Origin of the sequence: Roseovarius sp. D22-M7 (assembly GCF_037083785.1) — a bacterium.
In the GTDB taxonomy this organism is placed as follows: Bacteria; Pseudomonadota; Alphaproteobacteria; order Rhodobacterales; family Rhodobacteraceae; genus Roseovarius.
The window spans coordinates 1-15,883 of the sequence record NZ_JBAPKY010000066.1 but is presented as its reverse complement, the minus strand read 5'-3'; the positions used below and the strand labels follow the sequence as shown (position 1 = coordinate 15,883).

At 61.9% G+C, this 15,883-nt stretch carries 15 protein-coding genes and 2 pseudogenes; 12 read left to right on the top strand and 5 right to left on the bottom strand.

Annotated elements, in window-relative coordinates; translation table 11 throughout:
• Together V8324_RS18970 and pseI are read left to right on the top strand one after the other, a co-directional pair.
• Nucleotides 1-245: pseudogene (locus V8324_RS18970) on the top strand (hypothetical protein); the annotation flags it as partial.
• Nucleotides 238-1,284: a pseudaminic acid synthase gene (gene pseI / locus V8324_RS18965; protein WP_336421472.1), complete on the top strand. Its 1,047-nt coding sequence runs from the start codon at nucleotides 238-240 to the stop codon at nucleotides 1,282-1,284. The pseudogene V8324_RS18970 and the gene pseI, both read left to right, overlap by 8 nt.
• 311 nt (nucleotides 1,285-1,595) lie before the next feature.
• On the opposite strand, the gene V8324_RS18960 is transcribed toward pseI, so the two are convergent.
• Nucleotides 1,596-2,579, bottom strand: a complete 984-nt coding sequence (locus V8324_RS18960; protein WP_336421471.1) for a zinc-dependent alcohol dehydrogenase family protein — start codon at nucleotides 2,577-2,579, stop codon at nucleotides 1,596-1,598.
• A gap of 136 nt (nucleotides 2,580-2,715) precedes the next feature.
• Here V8324_RS18960 and V8324_RS18955 point away from each other — a divergent pair, with 136 nt between their 5' ends.
• Nucleotides 2,716-2,928, top strand: a complete 213-nt coding sequence (locus V8324_RS18955) for a hypothetical protein (RefSeq protein ID WP_336421470.1) — start codon at nucleotides 2,716-2,718, stop codon at nucleotides 2,926-2,928.
• Between the two features lie 431 nt (nucleotides 2,929-3,359).
• The gene (locus V8324_RS18950) at nucleotides 3,360-5,705 is read left to right on the top strand and encodes a Tex family protein (protein WP_336421474.1); all 2,346 of its coding nucleotides are present in this window, start codon (nucleotides 3,360-3,362) and stop codon (nucleotides 5,703-5,705) included.
• Between the two features lie 117 nt (nucleotides 5,706-5,822).
• Here the strand turns inward: V8324_RS18950 and V8324_RS18945 are convergent.
• A pseudogene (locus tag V8324_RS18945) lies at nucleotides 5,823-5,949 on the bottom strand (IS481 family transposase); the annotation flags it as partial.
• A 215-nt stretch (nucleotides 5,950-6,164) separates the two neighbouring features.
• Between V8324_RS18945 and V8324_RS18940 the strand changes: the two are divergent.
• From V8324_RS18940 to V8324_RS18915, 6 genes are all read left to right on the top strand, one after another.
• Entirely contained in the window at nucleotides 6,165-6,443 is a 279-nt protein-coding gene (locus tag V8324_RS18940; protein WP_336421469.1) for a hypothetical protein, read from the top strand.
• 4 nt (nucleotides 6,444-6,447) lie between these two features.
• Nucleotides 6,448-6,636 (top strand): hypothetical protein, encoded by a 189-nt coding sequence (locus V8324_RS18935; protein ID WP_336421468.1) that lies wholly within the window; start codon nucleotides 6,448-6,450, stop codon nucleotides 6,634-6,636.
• Between the two features lie 8 nt (nucleotides 6,637-6,644).
• The gene (locus tag V8324_RS18930; protein WP_336421467.1) at nucleotides 6,645-7,022 is read left to right on the top strand and encodes a hypothetical protein; all 378 of its coding nucleotides are present in this window, start codon (nucleotides 6,645-6,647) and stop codon (nucleotides 7,020-7,022) included.
• A 189-nt stretch (nucleotides 7,023-7,211) separates the two neighbouring features.
• On the top strand, nucleotides 7,212-7,382 hold the full coding sequence (locus V8324_RS18925; RefSeq protein WP_336421466.1) for a hypothetical protein: 171 nt from the start codon (nucleotides 7,212-7,214) through the stop codon (nucleotides 7,380-7,382).
• Nucleotides 7,383-7,626: 244 nt separating this feature from the next.
• Nucleotides 7,627-7,950, top strand: a complete 324-nt coding sequence (locus V8324_RS18920; protein ID WP_336421473.1) for a DUF433 domain-containing protein — start codon at nucleotides 7,627-7,629, stop codon at nucleotides 7,948-7,950.
• A gap of 574 nt (nucleotides 7,951-8,524) precedes the next feature.
• Nucleotides 8,525-8,914 carry a hypothetical protein gene (locus tag V8324_RS18915; protein WP_336421465.1) on the top strand — a complete coding sequence of 130 codons (390 nt, stop codon included), beginning with the start codon at nucleotides 8,525-8,527 and terminating at the stop codon, nucleotides 8,912-8,914.
• A 33-nt stretch (nucleotides 8,915-8,947) separates the two neighbouring features.
• On the opposite strand, the gene V8324_RS18910 is transcribed toward V8324_RS18915, so the two are convergent.
• Together V8324_RS18910 and V8324_RS18905 are read right to left on the bottom strand one after the other, a co-directional pair.
• On the bottom strand, nucleotides 8,948-9,148 hold the full coding sequence (locus tag V8324_RS18910; protein ID WP_336421464.1) for a hypothetical protein: 201 nt from the start codon (nucleotides 9,146-9,148) through the stop codon (nucleotides 8,948-8,950).
• A 13-nt stretch (nucleotides 9,149-9,161) separates the two neighbouring features.
• Nucleotides 9,162-9,953: a hypothetical protein gene (locus tag V8324_RS18905; protein ID WP_336421463.1), complete on the bottom strand. Its 792-nt coding sequence runs from the start codon at nucleotides 9,951-9,953 to the stop codon at nucleotides 9,162-9,164.
• A gap of 332 nt (nucleotides 9,954-10,285) precedes the next feature.
• Here V8324_RS18905 and V8324_RS18900 point away from each other — a divergent pair, with 332 nt between their 5' ends.
• Together V8324_RS18900 and V8324_RS18895 are read left to right on the top strand one after the other, a co-directional pair.
• Entirely contained in the window at nucleotides 10,286-11,407 is a 1,122-nt protein-coding gene (locus tag V8324_RS18900; protein ID WP_336421462.1) for an endonuclease/exonuclease/phosphatase family protein, read from the top strand.
• Nucleotides 11,408-11,828: 421 nt separating this feature from the next.
• The gene (locus V8324_RS18895) at nucleotides 11,829-13,226 is read left to right on the top strand and encodes a pyridoxal phosphate-dependent decarboxylase family protein (protein ID WP_336421461.1); all 1,398 of its coding nucleotides are present in this window, start codon (nucleotides 11,829-11,831) and stop codon (nucleotides 13,224-13,226) included.
• Nucleotides 13,227-13,643: 417 nt separating this feature from the next.
• Here V8324_RS18895 and V8324_RS18890 read toward each other — a convergent pair whose 3' ends face one another.
• A complete protein-coding gene (locus tag V8324_RS18890; RefSeq protein WP_336421460.1) occupies nucleotides 13,644-15,659 on the bottom strand; it encodes a pentapeptide repeat-containing protein in 2,016 nt (671 codons plus the stop codon).
• Nucleotides 15,660-15,883: the final 224 nt, after the last annotated feature.

The window sequence follows — 15,883 nt, the reverse complement described above, 5'->3', positions numbered from 1 at the left end:
TGGCCCTTCTGGATCGGGTTGTCGGAATGGTCGAGAAAGGCGAAACGCCTTGCCCGCAATCCGATGAGGCGGCGACCTACTACCCTCGCAGGACGTCTGGCGATAGCGAACTCGATCCGGGTCTTTCCATTGCCGAGCAATTCGAAAAGATCAGGGTCAGCGATCCGGAAAGGTATCCTGCGTTTTTCAGGATGCACGGGCACGTATATTCCGTCAGCTTGAGAAAGATCGGACGCGATGAGTAGTATTGAAATCGACGGCCGTCCCATCGGCCCAGGCCATCCACCCTACGTGATCGCCGAGCTTTCGGGCAATCACAACGGCGATCTCCACAAGGCGTTGCGGATCATCGACGCGGCGCAGCAGGCTGGCGCGGATGCCGTCAAGATCCAGACCTACCGCCCCGACACGATCACGCTGAATTCCGACCTGCCGGATTTCCGGATCACCGACGGCCTTTGGGCCGGGAGCACGCTTCACGCGCTATACGACTGGGCGCATACGCCGTGGGAGTGGCACGAGGCGCTGTTCGCCCATGCCGCCAAGCGCGGGATCACGCTCTTTTCCTCGCCCTTCGATCCGACCGCGGTGGACCTGCTCGAAAGTCTCGGCGCGCCGGCTTACAAGATCGCCAGTTTCGAGGCGGTGGACCTGCCGCTGATCCGGTATGTGGCCGCAACGGGCAAGCCGATGATCATCTCCACCGGCATGGCCGACTTCGCGGAGATCACCGAGGCGGTGGCGGCGGCGCGTGCGGGGGGCTGCCGCGAGCTGGCGCTGCTGCATTGCGTCTCGGGCTACCCCGCGCCGGCGTCGGACTACAACCTCGCGACGCTGGTCGACATGGCGGCAAAGCTCGACCTGCCGGTCGGGCTGTCCGATCACACGCTCGACAACAACACCGCGATCGCCAGCGTGGCGCTCGGTGCGGGGATCATCGAAAAGCACATGACGCTCGACCGGGCGGGCGGCGGTCCGGATGACAGCTTCTCGTTGGAGCCGGCGGAGTTCGCCGCGCTGTGCCGCGGTGCCCGCACCGCGTGGGAGGCCATCGGACAGGTCGATTACGGCCGCAAATCGAGCGAGCAAACGAATATGAAGTTCCGCCGATCGCTTTACGCGGTCCGCGACATCGCCGAAGGTGAGGCGCTCAGCGCCGACAACATCCGCTCGATCCGTCCCGGCTTCGGCCTCGCGCCGCGCGAGTACGACAGGGTGATCGGGCGACGGGCGCGCAGACCCATTACTCGGGGCACGCCCCTGTCGTGGGGCCTGCTGGTTTGACGCGCTGTGCCGTGAATGGCGGCGCGTCAGATCGGCAGGGCGCGGTGGGGGCTCACAGGTGCCCATGCTCGGCGACAAAAGGCGCGCGGCGCCAGCGAGCATGCCGTGAATGCATCACGTCCCGACGCAGCGGATCGCCGTGAAATGAGACCACCGCCGCGCCAGAAGATGGCTTGGCAAGCACCGGAGAGTCATATGCTGAGACCTCTGGGTCATCGGCGCCTTTCAGATAAACGAACTTGCGGCGAGACGAGCCTTTCCCGCGAGAACCTGGGCGAGAATACGAGCGCTGCTGTGGAGCGAAATTAAGGTTAAATCTCCAATACAGCCGCTCCCTGCAGCCTGCCGTTACGCAGGTCATCGAGTGCCTCGTTGGCCTTCTCAAGCGGATAGGGTCTCGTCTCGGCTTCAACGCCGGCGGCCTCGGCCAGGGGAAAGAACTCTCGCCCGTCCTGTCGAGTCAAATTTGCAACAGACATGATCGATCTCTCCTCCCAGAGGTCGGCATAAGGAAAGCTCGGAATATCACTCATATGGATCCCGCCACAGATCACGCGACCGCCTTTGCGCACGGCTTTCAGGGATGCAGGCACAAGCCCTCCGACCGGTGCGAAGATGATCGCAGCGTCCAGAGGCGCCGGAGACGGTTCGGAGGAACCGCCTGCCCAAACAGCACCGAGCGTCCGGGCAAATTTCTGCGCCGCGTCGTCGCCATCCCGCGTGAAGGCATGGATCTCGACCCCCTGATGCCGCGCGATCTGGCAGAGGACATGAGCGGCGGCACCGAAGCCGTAGATGCCCAGGGTCTCGACCTGGCCGGCAAGCCTGTAACTCCGATAGCCAATCAGGCCGGCGCAAAGAAGCGGTGCCAGGGACACCGCGTCCATCTTTTCGGAAAGAGGGAACACGAAATCAGCGTCGGCGACACAGTATTCCGCGTAACCGCCGTTGACCGTGTAGCCCGTAAAGCCCGGCGCATCGCAGAGGTTCTCACGGCCTGAGCGGCAATAGGGGCAAGATCCGCAGGTATGTCCGAGCCACGGCACCCCGACGCGCTGTCCAGGTGCGAGGTCCTCGACGTCGGAACCGATTTCGTCCACCCGGCCTACGATTTCATGCCCGGGGATAAGGGGTAACTGCGGTGCGGTAAGGTCGCCGTCTACTATGTGGAGATCGGTCCGACAGACACCGCAAGCCTCGATGGCGATACGCACTTGTCCCATGGCAGGTGTTGGGACTGATAGATCCCGCAATTCGAGTCTTGGGCTATCGCCATCGAAGACCATCCCGCGCATCGCTGCCTCCTTGCTTCTTGTAAGCGTGAACTTGATAGGCCAGCCTTGAGGCTGGCGCCTTGATCGACATCATGAAGAGGGACGGCATGTCGGTCGCATGGTTCCCTGCGCGAGGGCAACTCGGATATCCGGGCAGGTGGAATATCGCAAGCGGTTGGGAAAACGGATCGGCGTCGTCGCGTTCGGCGGGGTTGGCGCTGTCGGGGACAGGCTGGACGCGCTCGACGATGTCGGCGCGGCCGCCGGTCTTGGCCTGCGATACAGGGTCTCGAAAAAGTTTCCCGTGGACGGCTCCAGAAACGAAGAAGGCGAAAGCCTGCTCTACATCTCGGTAGGACAGAGATTCTGAAGGCAGATCGTCGAAAATTAGTGGACGGAGTTCGGACTGTAACACAAGGCGGGACTACTTGTCTGCCCACACTCAATGGCCGTCGCGGGTTCCGCAAACGATGCTCTCAACCAATGAAGACGCCGAATATGACTTGATCGCATCGAACCGAATGATGGGCCCTCGGATCACCCCAAGTCAGCGCTTTATAGACGCCTGAGCATTTCACAGGTGCCATGCCTGAAAAGATCCTTGGTTGTGTCTGAATGGCAGCTTTCACGAAGCAACTCGGTTGAAGTGCGGTCGCAACGAACGTCCGGAGTCCGCCCTCATGTCGAATGCCTCCCCCAACGAAGACCCGGCTTTCGACCGGCAGAATTGGGCTGGCATCGACCCTTTTGCTGTCCGACGCGAACGAGTACAAAACGCCCACAACGGATGAGAGGACGACCATGGATCGCGCAGACCGCATCAACCGGAGCATCGGAGAGGAAATCGGGGCCAAGGCGGCCCAGGTCGCAGCCGCGGTCAAGCTTCTCGACGAGGGCGCGACCGTCCCGTTCGTCGCGCGCTACCGCAAGGAGGTTACCGGCGGGCTCGACGACACCCAGCTTCGCGCCCTCGCCGAACGTCTCGCATACATGCGCGAGCTCGACGACCGGCGCGACACCATCCTCAAGTCCATTCGCGATCAGGACAAGCTCACCGACGCGCTGACCCTTGCCATCAACGAGGCCGAGACCAAGGCCCGCCTCGAGGACATCTACCTGCCTTACAAGCCAAAGCGCCGCACCAAGGCGATGATCGCCCGGGAAAAGGGGCTCGAGCCGCTGCGCGACGCGATCCTCGCGAACCGCGACAGGGATCCGGAGGTGCTCGCGAAGGCCTACCTGGGCGAAGGCGTGCCCGACGTGAAGGAAGCCCTGAACGGTGCCCGCGATATCCTCACCGAGGAGCTCTCCGAGAAAGCCGATCTTCTGGGTGACCTGCGGGCATATCTCAGGAAGGAAGCCGTCGTGACCGCGAAGGTGGTTCCCGGCAAGGAAAATGATGGCGCCAAGTTCTCCGACTACTTCGACCATTCCGAAAAATGGGCGGCCATGCCATCGCACCGGGCGCTGGCGCTCCTGCGCGGCCTGAAGGAAGGCGTCATCCGGTTTGACATTGGTCCCGACAAGGAGGTTGGCCAGCCGCGCTGCGAGACCATGGTCGCTGCGCGCCTGAATCCCTCCGGGACCGGGCCGGGCGACCAGTGGCTGCGCGAAGTCGCCGGCTGGGCATGGCGGACGAAACTCTCCACGACAATGATGACAGAACTCGTCGCCGAATTGCGGACCCGCGCCCATGAGGCGGCGACAGCCGTCTTCGCGCGCAACCTCAAGGATCTGCTGCTGGCCGCGCCGGCCGGCGCCCGGCCCACGCTCGGCCTCGATCCGGGCATCCGCACCGGTGTGAAAGCGGCCGTGATCGGCGCGACCGGCAAGCTGCTGGCCACCGCGACGCTCTACCCCTTCCAACCCAGGAAGGATGTGAAAGGCGCCCAAGCGAAGATCCTCGAGATGGTGGACGCCCACGGGATCGAGCTTGTCGCCATCGGCAACGGAACCGCGTCGCGAGAGACCGAAAAACTGGTCGCCGACGCGCTTGCCATGCTTTCCGGCAACGCGACAAAGCCCACCAAAGTCATCGTCAGCGAGGCCGGCGCCTCGGTCTATTCCGCGTCGGAGCTGGCATCAAAGGAGTTTCCCGATGTCGATGTGTCGCTGCGCGGGGCGGTTTCCATCGCCCGGCGCCTCCAGGACCCGCTCGCCGAACTGGTGAAGATCGAACCCAGGAGCATCGGCGTCGGACAGTATCAGCACGACGTCGACCAGCGCCGGCTGTCGAAATCGCTCGAGGCCGTCGTCGAGGACGCCGTGAACGCGGTCGGGGTCGACATCAACACCGCCTCCGCACCGCTCCTGGCCCACATCTCCGGTCTCACCCCGGTCCTTGCCGAGTCCATTGTGGCGCACCGCGATCAGACGGGCGCGTTCAAGACGCGCAAGGAGCTTCTGAAGGTCAGCCGGCTCGGCCCGCGCGCCTTCGAGCAATGCGCCGGCTTCCTGCGTATCCGCGATGGCAAGGAACCGCTCGACGCCTCCGCCGTGCACCCGGAGGCCTACGACGTGGCACGCCGGATCGTCGCCGATTGCGGCCGCGACCTGCGCAGCCTTCAGTCCGACCCCGGCGTATTGAAGGACCTGCGCGCCGAAGCCTATGTCGATGACCGCTTCGGCCTTCCGACCGTGCGCGACATCTTCGCCGAGCTGGAAAAGCCCGGGCGCGACCCGCGCCCCACCTTCAAGACGGCGACCTTCGCCGAGGGCGTGGAAGAGATCACCGACCTGACGCCTGGCATGCAACTCGAAGGCACCGTGACGAACGTGGCGGTCTTCGGGGCCTTCGTCGATATCGGCGTGCACCAGGACGGCCTTGTCCATGTGAGCCAGCTGGCCGATCGCTTCGTGAAGGATCCCCACGAGGTGGTGAAGGCCGGCGACGTCGTGCAGGTACGCGTGACCGAGGTCGATGTGGGTCGCAAGCGCATCGGTCTCACCATGCGCAAGGATGGCGGAGCCTCGGCCAGCGAGGATCGCGATACGGCGCGCAAACAACCGCACACGCCGCGTGGCAAAACCCCTGAGAAATCCGGGAAAACGCCACATGGATCGGGCAAGAAGGACGACACCGCCCAACGCGGGAACCAGCCTGGCGCTCTCGGATCGGCACTGCTTGATGCGATGAAGAAGCGCTGAGATCACCCGTCAGGCGTTGCGCGCGCTCAAAATCCACGGGCCGAGGTGCTTGCTTCGTCTCTCCATCGCAACATCCTATGGCCATTGGGCCACGGGTGTTAAATTCGAAAATTGAGACTAAGTGTCACATCCTAAAGGGTTGTAAGGATTGTTTGAACAGCTCGGGGTTGAGTTTGCGCCACTCCTTCATCGCCTGAGAGGGCGTATTGCTGCCCAAGGCTGATTGCGGGAGTTGCTGGTTATAGCCGAGAGTTGGGGGTGCAGGGATCGATTGGGCGCACATGCCTGATGCTCCGCCCTGCATTCTGAATATGTTAGGTGCCCGGTCTGAGTGTTTCGGATCGGCAGCCCAACACCGCATGCAGGACATGCCGACATCCTCACCACCCGCACGACCGCAGTGATCTACCCTCAGATCGGTGCTATGCTGCCGTCATGCCTTGGAAACCCACCTCTGATATGACGCGCGACGAACTCGTCCAGCAGCTCGAGCAGCTCCGCGAGATCGTCGAGCGGCTCGCTGCGAAAATAATGCCGATTCCGGATGACGATCGCACGCTGCACGACCTGTCGCGCGAGCAACTGCTCGGGCAAGTAATGCGGCTTCGCGAGGAGCTCGACCAACGCGACGCTCCACAGCCGGCGTCCGGCCGCGAAATGCACGAGCGCCTCGCCCGCAGCGGCCCGCCGATGGAGATTACACTCGAGCAGATGCGTCGGCAGTCACGCAAGGAGTGAAACGATGATACCCGCTGAGATCCAGACCATCCTCGCAATTGCCGCCGTTGTCATCGCCGCCGCCGGCCTGATTGCGATCCGGCGCCTCGTCCGTCGGTCGGGGCGTGATCGACCGCATGATCCTGACCGGGTTGCGCGAATGGTGTGCGAGACCGACCCCGCCGCGCTTGACCGGATTCTGAGCGACGGGTGATCGACCTAATGACCCAAGACGAACGCATCCGACGCTACCTTGACGAACTTGGCAAGCTCTCTGCCCGACATGGCATCTGGATCGAAAGCGGCGCTCGCGGCACGCTGCTACACGTCCGGGAGGATCTCGCCGCCGGATATCATGCATGGCCGTGGCCTGGCGGAGGTCGCGACGGCGTCTATGAGCTCGACAGCTATGTTCGTGGTGCTGCCCTTGATGGCGACGGCGTCATTGTCGGCGATGATCACTCACCCGCAGGTAAGGAAGAGCGAAGCAGGCGGTGGAGAGAGGAAAATACCGAAGCGCTCGATGAACACAACTGCAAAGCGGGCGAGGGTCTGCTGCCGCTGCTGAGATCCTGGGGGCCGCGTGATGAAGGGGACTGACGTCGCTGTGCCAAGCACCAACGCCCTCATTGCCAAGCTCGATGAAGCAAAGGCAGAGCGCAGCCGCGACATGCCTGTCGAAAAGGTTCTCGCTGAGACCCGCGCAGAGGGACGTGATCTGGAAACGCTCGTTATGAGGATGCACGAACGTGTCCGGGCTCTGAGGGGTAAAGAGGGAGGCCGGGACTAATGCTGCGCATGCGCAAAGACATCAACGTCGCGACGCACCCAAGCGATCCGCATCATCAGCCTGTGTATGTCGTTGGTGAGCTTTCGAACCACCAGGCGATCAAGAAGAAGATTGAAGGCTGGGAATTCAACCCGCGCACCCGCCAAGAGAACGAGGGAGGGCAGAACTGAGGACCGACCGCACCTACCCACGCCCCGCCGTTGATCTCGGCGCGCTCCTGGACGTTCTGTTCGAGGCGGGCGCCGATGCTGGCACCATCGGCACTGGCAATCCTGACATGATCGGGATCTCGATCGACGGGGCGACCGCCGAGGAGATCGACGCGATTTGGGCGAGGGCAATGGGCAGGCTGGAGTTGCATCAACGCCTCGCCGCCTCCCTCGCGCAAGCGAAGACTGGTGAGCATGCCTCCGGATCAGGTCCGATGCCGTCCGAGATGCGTTCGGCGAGGCACGACGTCTGCAGGAACTCATCGTAACCGAGCCCGACATCCGCGGCGGCATGCCGACTCTAAAAGGCAGCCGTCGCGGTGCGCTCGAAATCGGTGACCAAGCCCGGCTCGAAAGCCCCGAAGAGCTCTATGCGGAACACCCCACGCTGAAGCCCGAGCTGCTCGCAGCGGCTATTGAATACGCCAAGCAGTTCGAAGACGACATGTTCCGCAGCGCGTTTCGGAGGGTCCGCGGCACTGTGCCGGGCGACATCAACCTCGTAATTGGAGATGGCGATGAAGATTGAGATTGACCGTCGCAGATGGAGCCGATGCAGACCATCGATGGGCGCATCGACGGGACGCGCTACCGCGGTTTCGAGTTCCTATTCGAGATCGGGCCGGTCCATATTCGAAAGCCCGGCGGCAAAGGCGGGTAAGAATCCCGATGAGCGCCGCGGCTCACCTCGTGCGAACTGAGTCCACGCAGACCTGTAGTGGCACTGCGAAGGGTAAATGCGGCATCGGTAGAGCACCGAAACGAACCGGCCCACAGCGGACCTTGCCTTGACGTCGATATGCTGCGGCGCGGCCCGTGAGAGCTGCCATTCGCTGCGTCTGCGAAGCCGGGCATCCGGCGTAACCGTGCCGCGCGGGGACGGTCTTCGATTTGCCTGAGCCGCGCCGCTACCCCATCGCCCCGACAACCGCCATCGTAGATCTCGGCCCGCGCCAGGGCGCAGTTACGACGACGAAGATCAGAATGTTGGCGATTGACCTGGCGAAGGGCCGCTTTCAGGTCTGTGCGGGTGCGGCGGATGGGGCAGTTCTATACACCCGCGTGACGTCGCGAACAGCTGTTCGCGCGGTTGGCGGCTGACCGTGGGCAAGGTCTTCGACGACACCTACGATCTGAGCTGGGAGACGATCGTCGCGGACGGGATCGACACCGGCGACGCCGGCACATCCGGGTCGGGATACAAGGTGCACAACCTGCGCCTCACGGTCGCGCCGCGGGGCGCGGGCGTTTGGCGGGACACCGAGTTGCGCTTGGGGGTCGAGAACGTCTTCGACGAGCAGTTTACCCCCAAACCTCGCCTCGCGCCCCCAGCCCGGCCGCAACTTCAAGGTGACGCTGGCCAAGACATTCTGACCCGTCCAAGGGACGCGCGGCGAGCGCAGGCCGTCGCGTGGCCAACCATGCTCCGATGCCCTGTCACGCATATCTCTGGCATTGTCGTCTTCCCACCAGGCTCTGCCAGATGCATATGACATCGGTGGACAAGCGGCCCGGAGGCGTCATGGTCAGTCCGACGAACTTCCCATGAAATGACGAAGGACCGCGCCCAGTACCGTACAGACGGCCGTGCAGATCACGACAATCGCCGCTTTGCCTTCTCGCGCAAGGGTCTCTCCCCCGGGGGCAACCGCACTGTCCAGCCAGAAGATGAGGCCCAGACCCAGCAGAAGCCCGGCCGCGCCGCTTACACTCATGCTTTTGATCATGCTTGGTCCCGCGTCACTTTGTCATTCGCTCGTAAAAGGCAAGGTCGCGGCCGATATCGTTGGCAAAACGGATGATCACATCCGCCCAGCTGGCATTCGAGATCCGCGCTTTACGCCATAATTCGGGTTTGCGCTCCACGACGTGATTGTAGGCCTGAAAGACACGCTCTGCTTCCCGGCGCGTGTCCACATGGGACAGGTCGAAGGCCAGCACGAGCACTTCGTCGCTGGTATTTCCCTTGCCGGCACCGGGCGCCCAGCCCAGAAGCCACGGACCGTCCTGGACAGGCGCGTCGATCCTCGCCGCGATATCGGGCTTGCCGCGGCTTTCGAAATACGCGGCGGCGTCCGCCAGCGCGTCATCACCCGCCTCCGCATCATATACCTCGACCGCCTCGGCGCAGATCTTTTGAATGTCCTCCCCGTCTGCGACCCTGGTCTCGAGCTTGTTGCCATCCTGCTGATCTTCGACGGGCCAAACTGTCACCACCTGACGATCAAGGTCGATGTCGTCACTCTGTAACGTCGCGACGGGCTTGAACATTTCTATAAAGGCAGCGCAGATCATCTCGTTCCGCTGGCGCAACGCGCCGGTCGGGGGGAGTGGAAAGGCGATGACCGAAAGATAGGCTATGGGCTTACCTTCGATCTCGGCGGTTTCATTCCCAAGCTCAAGAAATTGGCGCGAGACCTGCAGATCCTCCAGCACGGGCGCGGGTTGGAGTACCGGCTCTTCAGTGGGCTGCATATTCGCGCAGCTTGCCAATGTCAGGGTCAAAACGAGGAACAGGATACCGAGTCTCATACCTCGAATAAGCTTGGAAATTGATATCACGTCAAGAAAAACGACGCGCCGCGCTCGGATGAACCAAAAAGCGGCAGGAGACGAGACATCAGTCCATCCGCGACTTGGGCCGACATTGCCCGAGTGGCCTACCGCATGACACCCCGCCCTCGCGACGCAACAGTTTCAGCAGCGTCCCGAAGCTGCGGCCAGCCACGTTGCCAACGTCTACGTCGACGTTTTGGGGCAACTGCCGAGCGGGCGCGAATACTTGCCAGGATCGGTGCGAAAGACCAGAGTTCCTTTCAAAGACAATCTGATGGGAAATTCCGGCCAGAAAGGACCTGCTCGTCATGCCGACCTATCACGATCTGCGCACGGCCGACGATCTTGAAGAGCGCGACTACGCGCAGGTCTTCCCGGGGCTCGATGAGCATGCACGCAAGAGGATCATCGACGGCGTGCTTCGGCTCAAGCGGGCGTTACAGGCAGACCTTCCGCCGCGCCGAACCGATGACAACCTGCTCTTTGCAAGCTGGAACATCCGCGAGTTCGGCCACCTCACGGGGCGTCTTCCCGAGGCCTATCACTGGATCGCCGAAATCATCTCGCATTTCGACCTGGTGGCCATTCAGGAAGTCAAACGCAGCTTGAAGGATCTCGATATTCTCATGCGCCTGCTCGGGCCCCATTGGGGGTACATGATGACGGACATCACGGGCGGGCCGGCGGGCAACAAGGAGCGCTCGGTCTATCTCTATGACAGGCGGCGCGTGCAGCTGTCCGGACTTTCCGGCGAAGTCGCCGCCTGGCCCGAGCTCCGCGCGGAACTCGCCTTCGAGAGCGCAAGGCCGCCCGAACAATTGTCGCGCGCGCCACATGTGACCGGGTTCATCACCGGCTGGAAACGGTTCTCGCTCGTGAACGTCCATCTGGCGCCGGGGGACGGCAGCGAAGACGTTCGGTATCGACGCGACGAGGTGCGCCTGCTTCTGTCGGCCCTCGCCGAAGCGCGCGACGACATGTGGACCGAAAACCTCGTCCTCGTGGGGGACATGAACCTCTACGCGGCGCGCGACGGCGATACGGTCGCTCTCCTGGAGAGTGATGGGTATGTCGAGCCGCAAGCGCTGCTGGGTCTGCCCACGAACGCCGCCGGAACCGAGATCTACGACCGCATGTTTCTAAGCTCCAACGAGTATTTCCGACTTGGCACGCGGTCGAATGGCGCCCCGAGTGGCGGCACGCTCGATCTCTTCGCGCATGTCTTCCGCGATGCCGACAAGCCGAGCTATCGCGATGCGGTCATCTCGGAATATGGTGGATCGCGTGACATCGCCGGGGATGAGGATGTCTTCGACTCTTACTGGCGCGTTCACTGGCGCACCCGCCAGCTTTCCGATCACCTCCCGATCTGGATCGAGCTTGAAACCGATGACTCGATGGCCTTCCTGACCTCCAAAAAGCCAGTCTGAGCCCCGCAAATCGCCCCAGTCCTGCGTCTCGAGAGAAAGATCGGCTTGCAGTTCGGCAAAGAGCCGAGGATCCGATGGCAGATGAAGGTCCGCCATCGCGGCAACTGCCTTGCCGTTCGCGCTGGCAGAGAAAGTCTGGTGTCCGCCCGACCGACGTGACCGGCCCATACCGGGCATTCACGCTCCCTGCCGGCGCCGCGGTGCAGCGTCCCGAAAGCGGCAATTGGCGACATCGCGCAGCATCGGTCACTTTGCGACGCCCGGCAACGCAGGAAGAAACTGCCCTTGGCGAATTCCGCGACTGGCGTCGAGGCCTTGCTCAAGCTCGAAGATAAAAGCTACCCTGTCGCTGGCAGGCAGGGTGCAAGGCGCGGCAATCTGGCGATCAGTCCGGGTCTTCCGGTCAGGGAGGGGCGCCAGCATGGACTGGGACGAGTTTGAGGAATGGGGTCGACACGTTTCTCACTGGGCTGCCGAATACCACAAATCTCTGCGAGACTTGCCTGTTCGGGCGCAAACTCGCCCCGGCGAAACCATACGCGGCCTTGCAGCTGCACCGCCCTCGCAAGGCGAGCCCATGGACGCCATCATGGCGGATTTCGAGCGCGTCGTCATGCCGGGCATGACACACTGGCAGCACCCCCGTTTCTTTGCCTATTTCCCGGCGAATGCGACGCCGCCCTCGATGATCGCCGAGATGCTGGTCACCACGATCGCCGCGCAGTGCATGCTTTGGCAGACGTCGCCCGCCGCGACCGAGATGGAAACAGTCATGGTCGATTGGCTGAGGCAGGCCCTCGCGCTGCCCGAGGGCTACTCCGGCGTCATTCAGGACAGCGCGTCCTCGGCCACGCTTTCGGCGGTTCTCACCATGCGCGAGCGTGCAATCGGCTACACCGGGAACCGAGACGGCCTGAACGGCAAGGGGACGCTTCGAGTTTATTGCTCGGACCAGGTCCATAGCTCGATCGATCGCGCGGCATGGGTCGCCGGAATCGGGCAGGAGAACCTGGTCAAGCTGCCCACACGGGGCCTGCGGCATGAACTTGACGTTGACGCGCTCCGAACGAGCATCTGCGAGGACCGGGCAGCGGGCCATCTGCCAGCTGGCATCATCGCGATCACGGGCGGCACCGGTATCGGCGCGTCGGACGATCTTGCCGCCGTGCTCGACGTCGCACGGGCCGAGGATCTCTATACGCATCTCGATGCGGCATGGGCTGGCGCCGCCATGATATGCGAGGAATTTCGCGAGGAGTTCTGGGCGGGGGTCGCAGGCTACGACAGCATTGTCATCAACCCGCACAAGTGGCTGGGGGCGCAGTTCGACTGCTCGGTCCAGTTCCTCCGAGACCCGCAGCCACAACTGAATACCCTCAAGATTGAGCCAGAATATCTCAAGACCACGGGTGCCGCAGTCACCAATTATTCCGAGTGGACCATCCCGCTGGGACGGCGCTTCCGGGCCCTGAAACTCTGGTTCCTGATCCGAAGCTACGGGCTTGACGGTTTGAGGGCGCGTCTTCGGAGCCATGTGCGTTGGGCCAATGAGATCTGCGAGTTGATCCGGGAAATGGACGGGTTCGACATCGTCACGGAGCCGATCCTCAGTCTCTTCACCTTTCGATGCGCTGGCGACGACGAGGCCCAGCAACGTCTTGTCGACGCCATCAACGACGATGGACGCATCTACCTTACCCAAGGCGCATTTCAGGGACGAAAGGTCATCCGGTTTCAGGTCGGTCAGTTCGAGACGACACGTAAGGATGTCCTCCTTGCCGCCGACGTCATACGAGACGTTTGGACGAGGAGACAATGACGTCCGGGACCGGGGCGATCTCTTCGCCGGGCCCACTTTGAGCTCGGAAGCGGACCTGCCGCGGCGTAGCAAGCTTTCCGCTCTGCCAACTAAGCTGGCTGTAGGTCCCGGCCCAAACCGGACCTCCGTCCCACCATTGAGCGCCGCGTTGCAGCTTCACCAGACCAGCCGTTCGCTGCCAGCGCACTATCAGAGATCGGCGAGCGGCGGGACTGCCGGACAAAATGGCCATTGGATGCAAAACAGCGCCAAAGGCTCTTGTTGGCGGTTTTGCCGAGAACAGGATTGTCATCGGGTTTAAAGGCGCCGCGAGATGAAGTGACGCAGGGGTGCTTTTCTCAAGGACCATGTGGTGCCTACGGACGAAGAGAAGCAATAGCGACCGGTGACTTAGTGAAACACATCGACACCCGGCGATCAGGGAAAGGCGTCATCGAGGACCGAATACCAGTCCGGTGATAAGATGTGGTCAATGTCGCCTCCAAGCCCCTGATAGTCGATCTGGAATGCATCGAGGACGTTACCCGCAGATTCGCTGTCGCCCAGAAAGGCCCGATCGCACCAGAAGGAAGGCTCCTGCTCGGTCGGGAGACCTTCCAACCAATCCCGCCAGCCACCGCCAACCACATAGGCGCGGCTATTTGTATCCAGTGCTGCATTCGTTGAGTCCATTTGCTGTCTTGTCCGTGTGCTCCAGGGTGGATCGAGAACAGCGTACGCACCGCCGCCGACAACGCCCACGCCCCCCACCATCCAGTGCGCGGGCAATGCCACGTCAGGTGGCAGGTTCGTTGCGTCGCCACCGTAGGCGGGGGTGATCGTACTTTCGGTAAGGATCCCCGCCAACTCGGAAAGATCAGCAGCGAGCAGGTTGCTTCCGGTAAGGTCGAGGCGCTCAGCAAGCTCGCGTTCAAGCTCAGCCACGCCAAGCTCAAAGCCGGAACCCGACAAGTTCGAACGGATGAAGCACGTCTGCTCGAACGTATCCGCACTGAACTTGGCGAAGGTCAGATCGGCATCGAGAAAGCTGCTGTGAGTGAGGTTCGCGCTGGAGAAATCGACATCCTGCAATCCCGTGTCGCTTGCAAGGAAACCGTCAAGATTTGCACGGGCAAAGGTCGCACCTGCAAAAAAGGAGCGTACAGCGGCCGCTCCATCGAACCTTGCATCCGTCAGATTTGCCTTCTGCAGATCCGATCCAAGAATCAACGTGACACCAAAATCAGCATAGGACAGGTTCGCATGTGAGAACCGGCTGTCCAGAATGCGTGACGAAAAAAGGTCACTGTACTCCATAAGCGAGAACGAGAAATCTGATCCAAAGATTTTCAGCCCCGAGAGCACCGCACCCTGCAGTGCCGCGTGTTTGAGGTCGACAAGCTCGAAACGGCTTCGACGGAAATCTGCCCCTTCGAGACTTGCGCCCTGCATCTGCGCTCCGGTGAGATCTGCGTTGCGCAGATTGACGCCGGGCAGAAACGCACCCCGTAGATCAGCGCCTCTAAGGTCCCTGCCTGAAAGGTCCGGCGCTTCCAGTGAACGCAAACGGTTTTGCCAGAGCCGTGCAATTCCGTCTCTTTCAGCAGGTGTGCCGGGCCGATCAGCACCAATGGTGGTCAGCCAGAGTTCGAAAGGTTGCCAATTTGCGGGCCTTTTCGTCAAGTTCGTGTCTCTGAGGTCGGCGGTTGCCAATGGGATCTGAAACGCGGCCGGAACACCAAGACCTGCAAGGATCCCGCCTTTGGTCCGCTCCCAAGACGTGAATACAACGACGAGGAAAAGCACGCCTGAAATCACAAAGGTCGTTGGTTGGACTGTGGCAAGGGACGTCCGAGACCGCCCACGCAGTCCGCCGTCGGCTGATCGAAGCGACAGGCCAGCGACCACCGTCGCGGCCCAAAGGCTGATCGCGGAAACAACCGTCACCCAAAAGTCATGAAGCGGCATTCCCTGAGCCCAGATCATGCAGAGAATAATCAGACCGAAGCCCCACCCAAGGCTCAAGGCGATCGCAACGAACCACGCGCCGAGGACACTCGGGGCCATGGATCCATCGGCTCTGAACCGGTTGCGATACCAAACGGCAGCCACTCCAAATATCGTCGGCGCGATGTGGTCGCTCAGGGGTGTATCATTTGATCCATAAGTCGCATCAGCGTCACCGATATGATCCCAAAGCGAGAGCAGAAAGGCGTGGAGATAGATGAAGATCGCGGCGATCAGAACTGGGGCTGCCAGAAAGAAGGCTGCCGGGTGAACAGCGACATTGACGAAGGGCAACGTTGTTGCAGCACCGTATGCAAAGAAGTCTGCGTCGCGGTGGCCCATAAGGGTTATGCCCACGAAAACCAGTGCGACCAGTAACCCCAACCAGATGCTACGCAGTGAGAGCGATAGACTGTTTATTTTCGATAAGCGCTGCTCGCCGTCCAAATCGATCCTCAAAACTCAAAAAAGGTCACGCAAATGCCGACACCACGATTTCGGACTGAGTGGCATTAGGCAAGCCTTATCTTTGGATCGCTTCCGGTGTCCGTCCTGAGGCCAATCCAAGAGCCCACATGCGCATTCCGACACATTCGATCACGTGTTCCGACGACATATGATCAGCCATTCCGACGTATCCGATCACCGCGAGATGACGCCGTCGGGCGTGG

Coding starts and splice junctions, on each gene's coding strand:
- V8324_RS18925 (WP_336421466.1), top strand. CDS start 7,212: ATGCTGCGCATGCGCAAAGACATCAACGTCGCGACGCACCCAAGCGAT.
- V8324_RS18960 (WP_336421471.1), bottom strand. CDS start 2,579: ATGCGCGGGATGGTCTTCGATGGCGATAGCCCAAGACTCGAATTGCGG.
- pseI (WP_336421472.1), top strand. CDS start 238: ATGAGTAGTATTGAAATCGACGGCCGTCCCATCGGCCCAGGCCATCCA.
- V8324_RS18905 (WP_336421463.1), bottom strand. CDS start 9,953: ATGAGACTCGGTATCCTGTTCCTCGTTTTGACCCTGACATTGGCAAGC.
- V8324_RS18895 (WP_336421461.1), top strand. CDS start 11,829: ATGGACTGGGACGAGTTTGAGGAATGGGGTCGACACGTTTCTCACTGG.
- V8324_RS18940 (WP_336421469.1), top strand. CDS start 6,165: ATGACGCGCGACGAACTCGTCCAGCAGCTCGAGCAGCTCCGCGAGATC.
- V8324_RS18950 (WP_336421474.1), top strand. CDS start 3,360: ATGGATCGCGCAGACCGCATCAACCGGAGCATCGGAGAGGAAATCGGG.
- V8324_RS18900 (WP_336421462.1), top strand. CDS start 10,286: ATGCCGACCTATCACGATCTGCGCACGGCCGACGATCTTGAAGAGCGC.
- V8324_RS18930 (WP_336421467.1), top strand. CDS start 6,645: ATGACCCAAGACGAACGCATCCGACGCTACCTTGACGAACTTGGCAAG.
- V8324_RS18935 (WP_336421468.1), top strand. CDS start 6,448: ATGATACCCGCTGAGATCCAGACCATCCTCGCAATTGCCGCCGTTGTC.
- V8324_RS18910 (WP_336421464.1), bottom strand. CDS start 9,148: ATGATCAAAAGCATGAGTGTAAGCGGCGCGGCCGGGCTTCTGCTGGGT.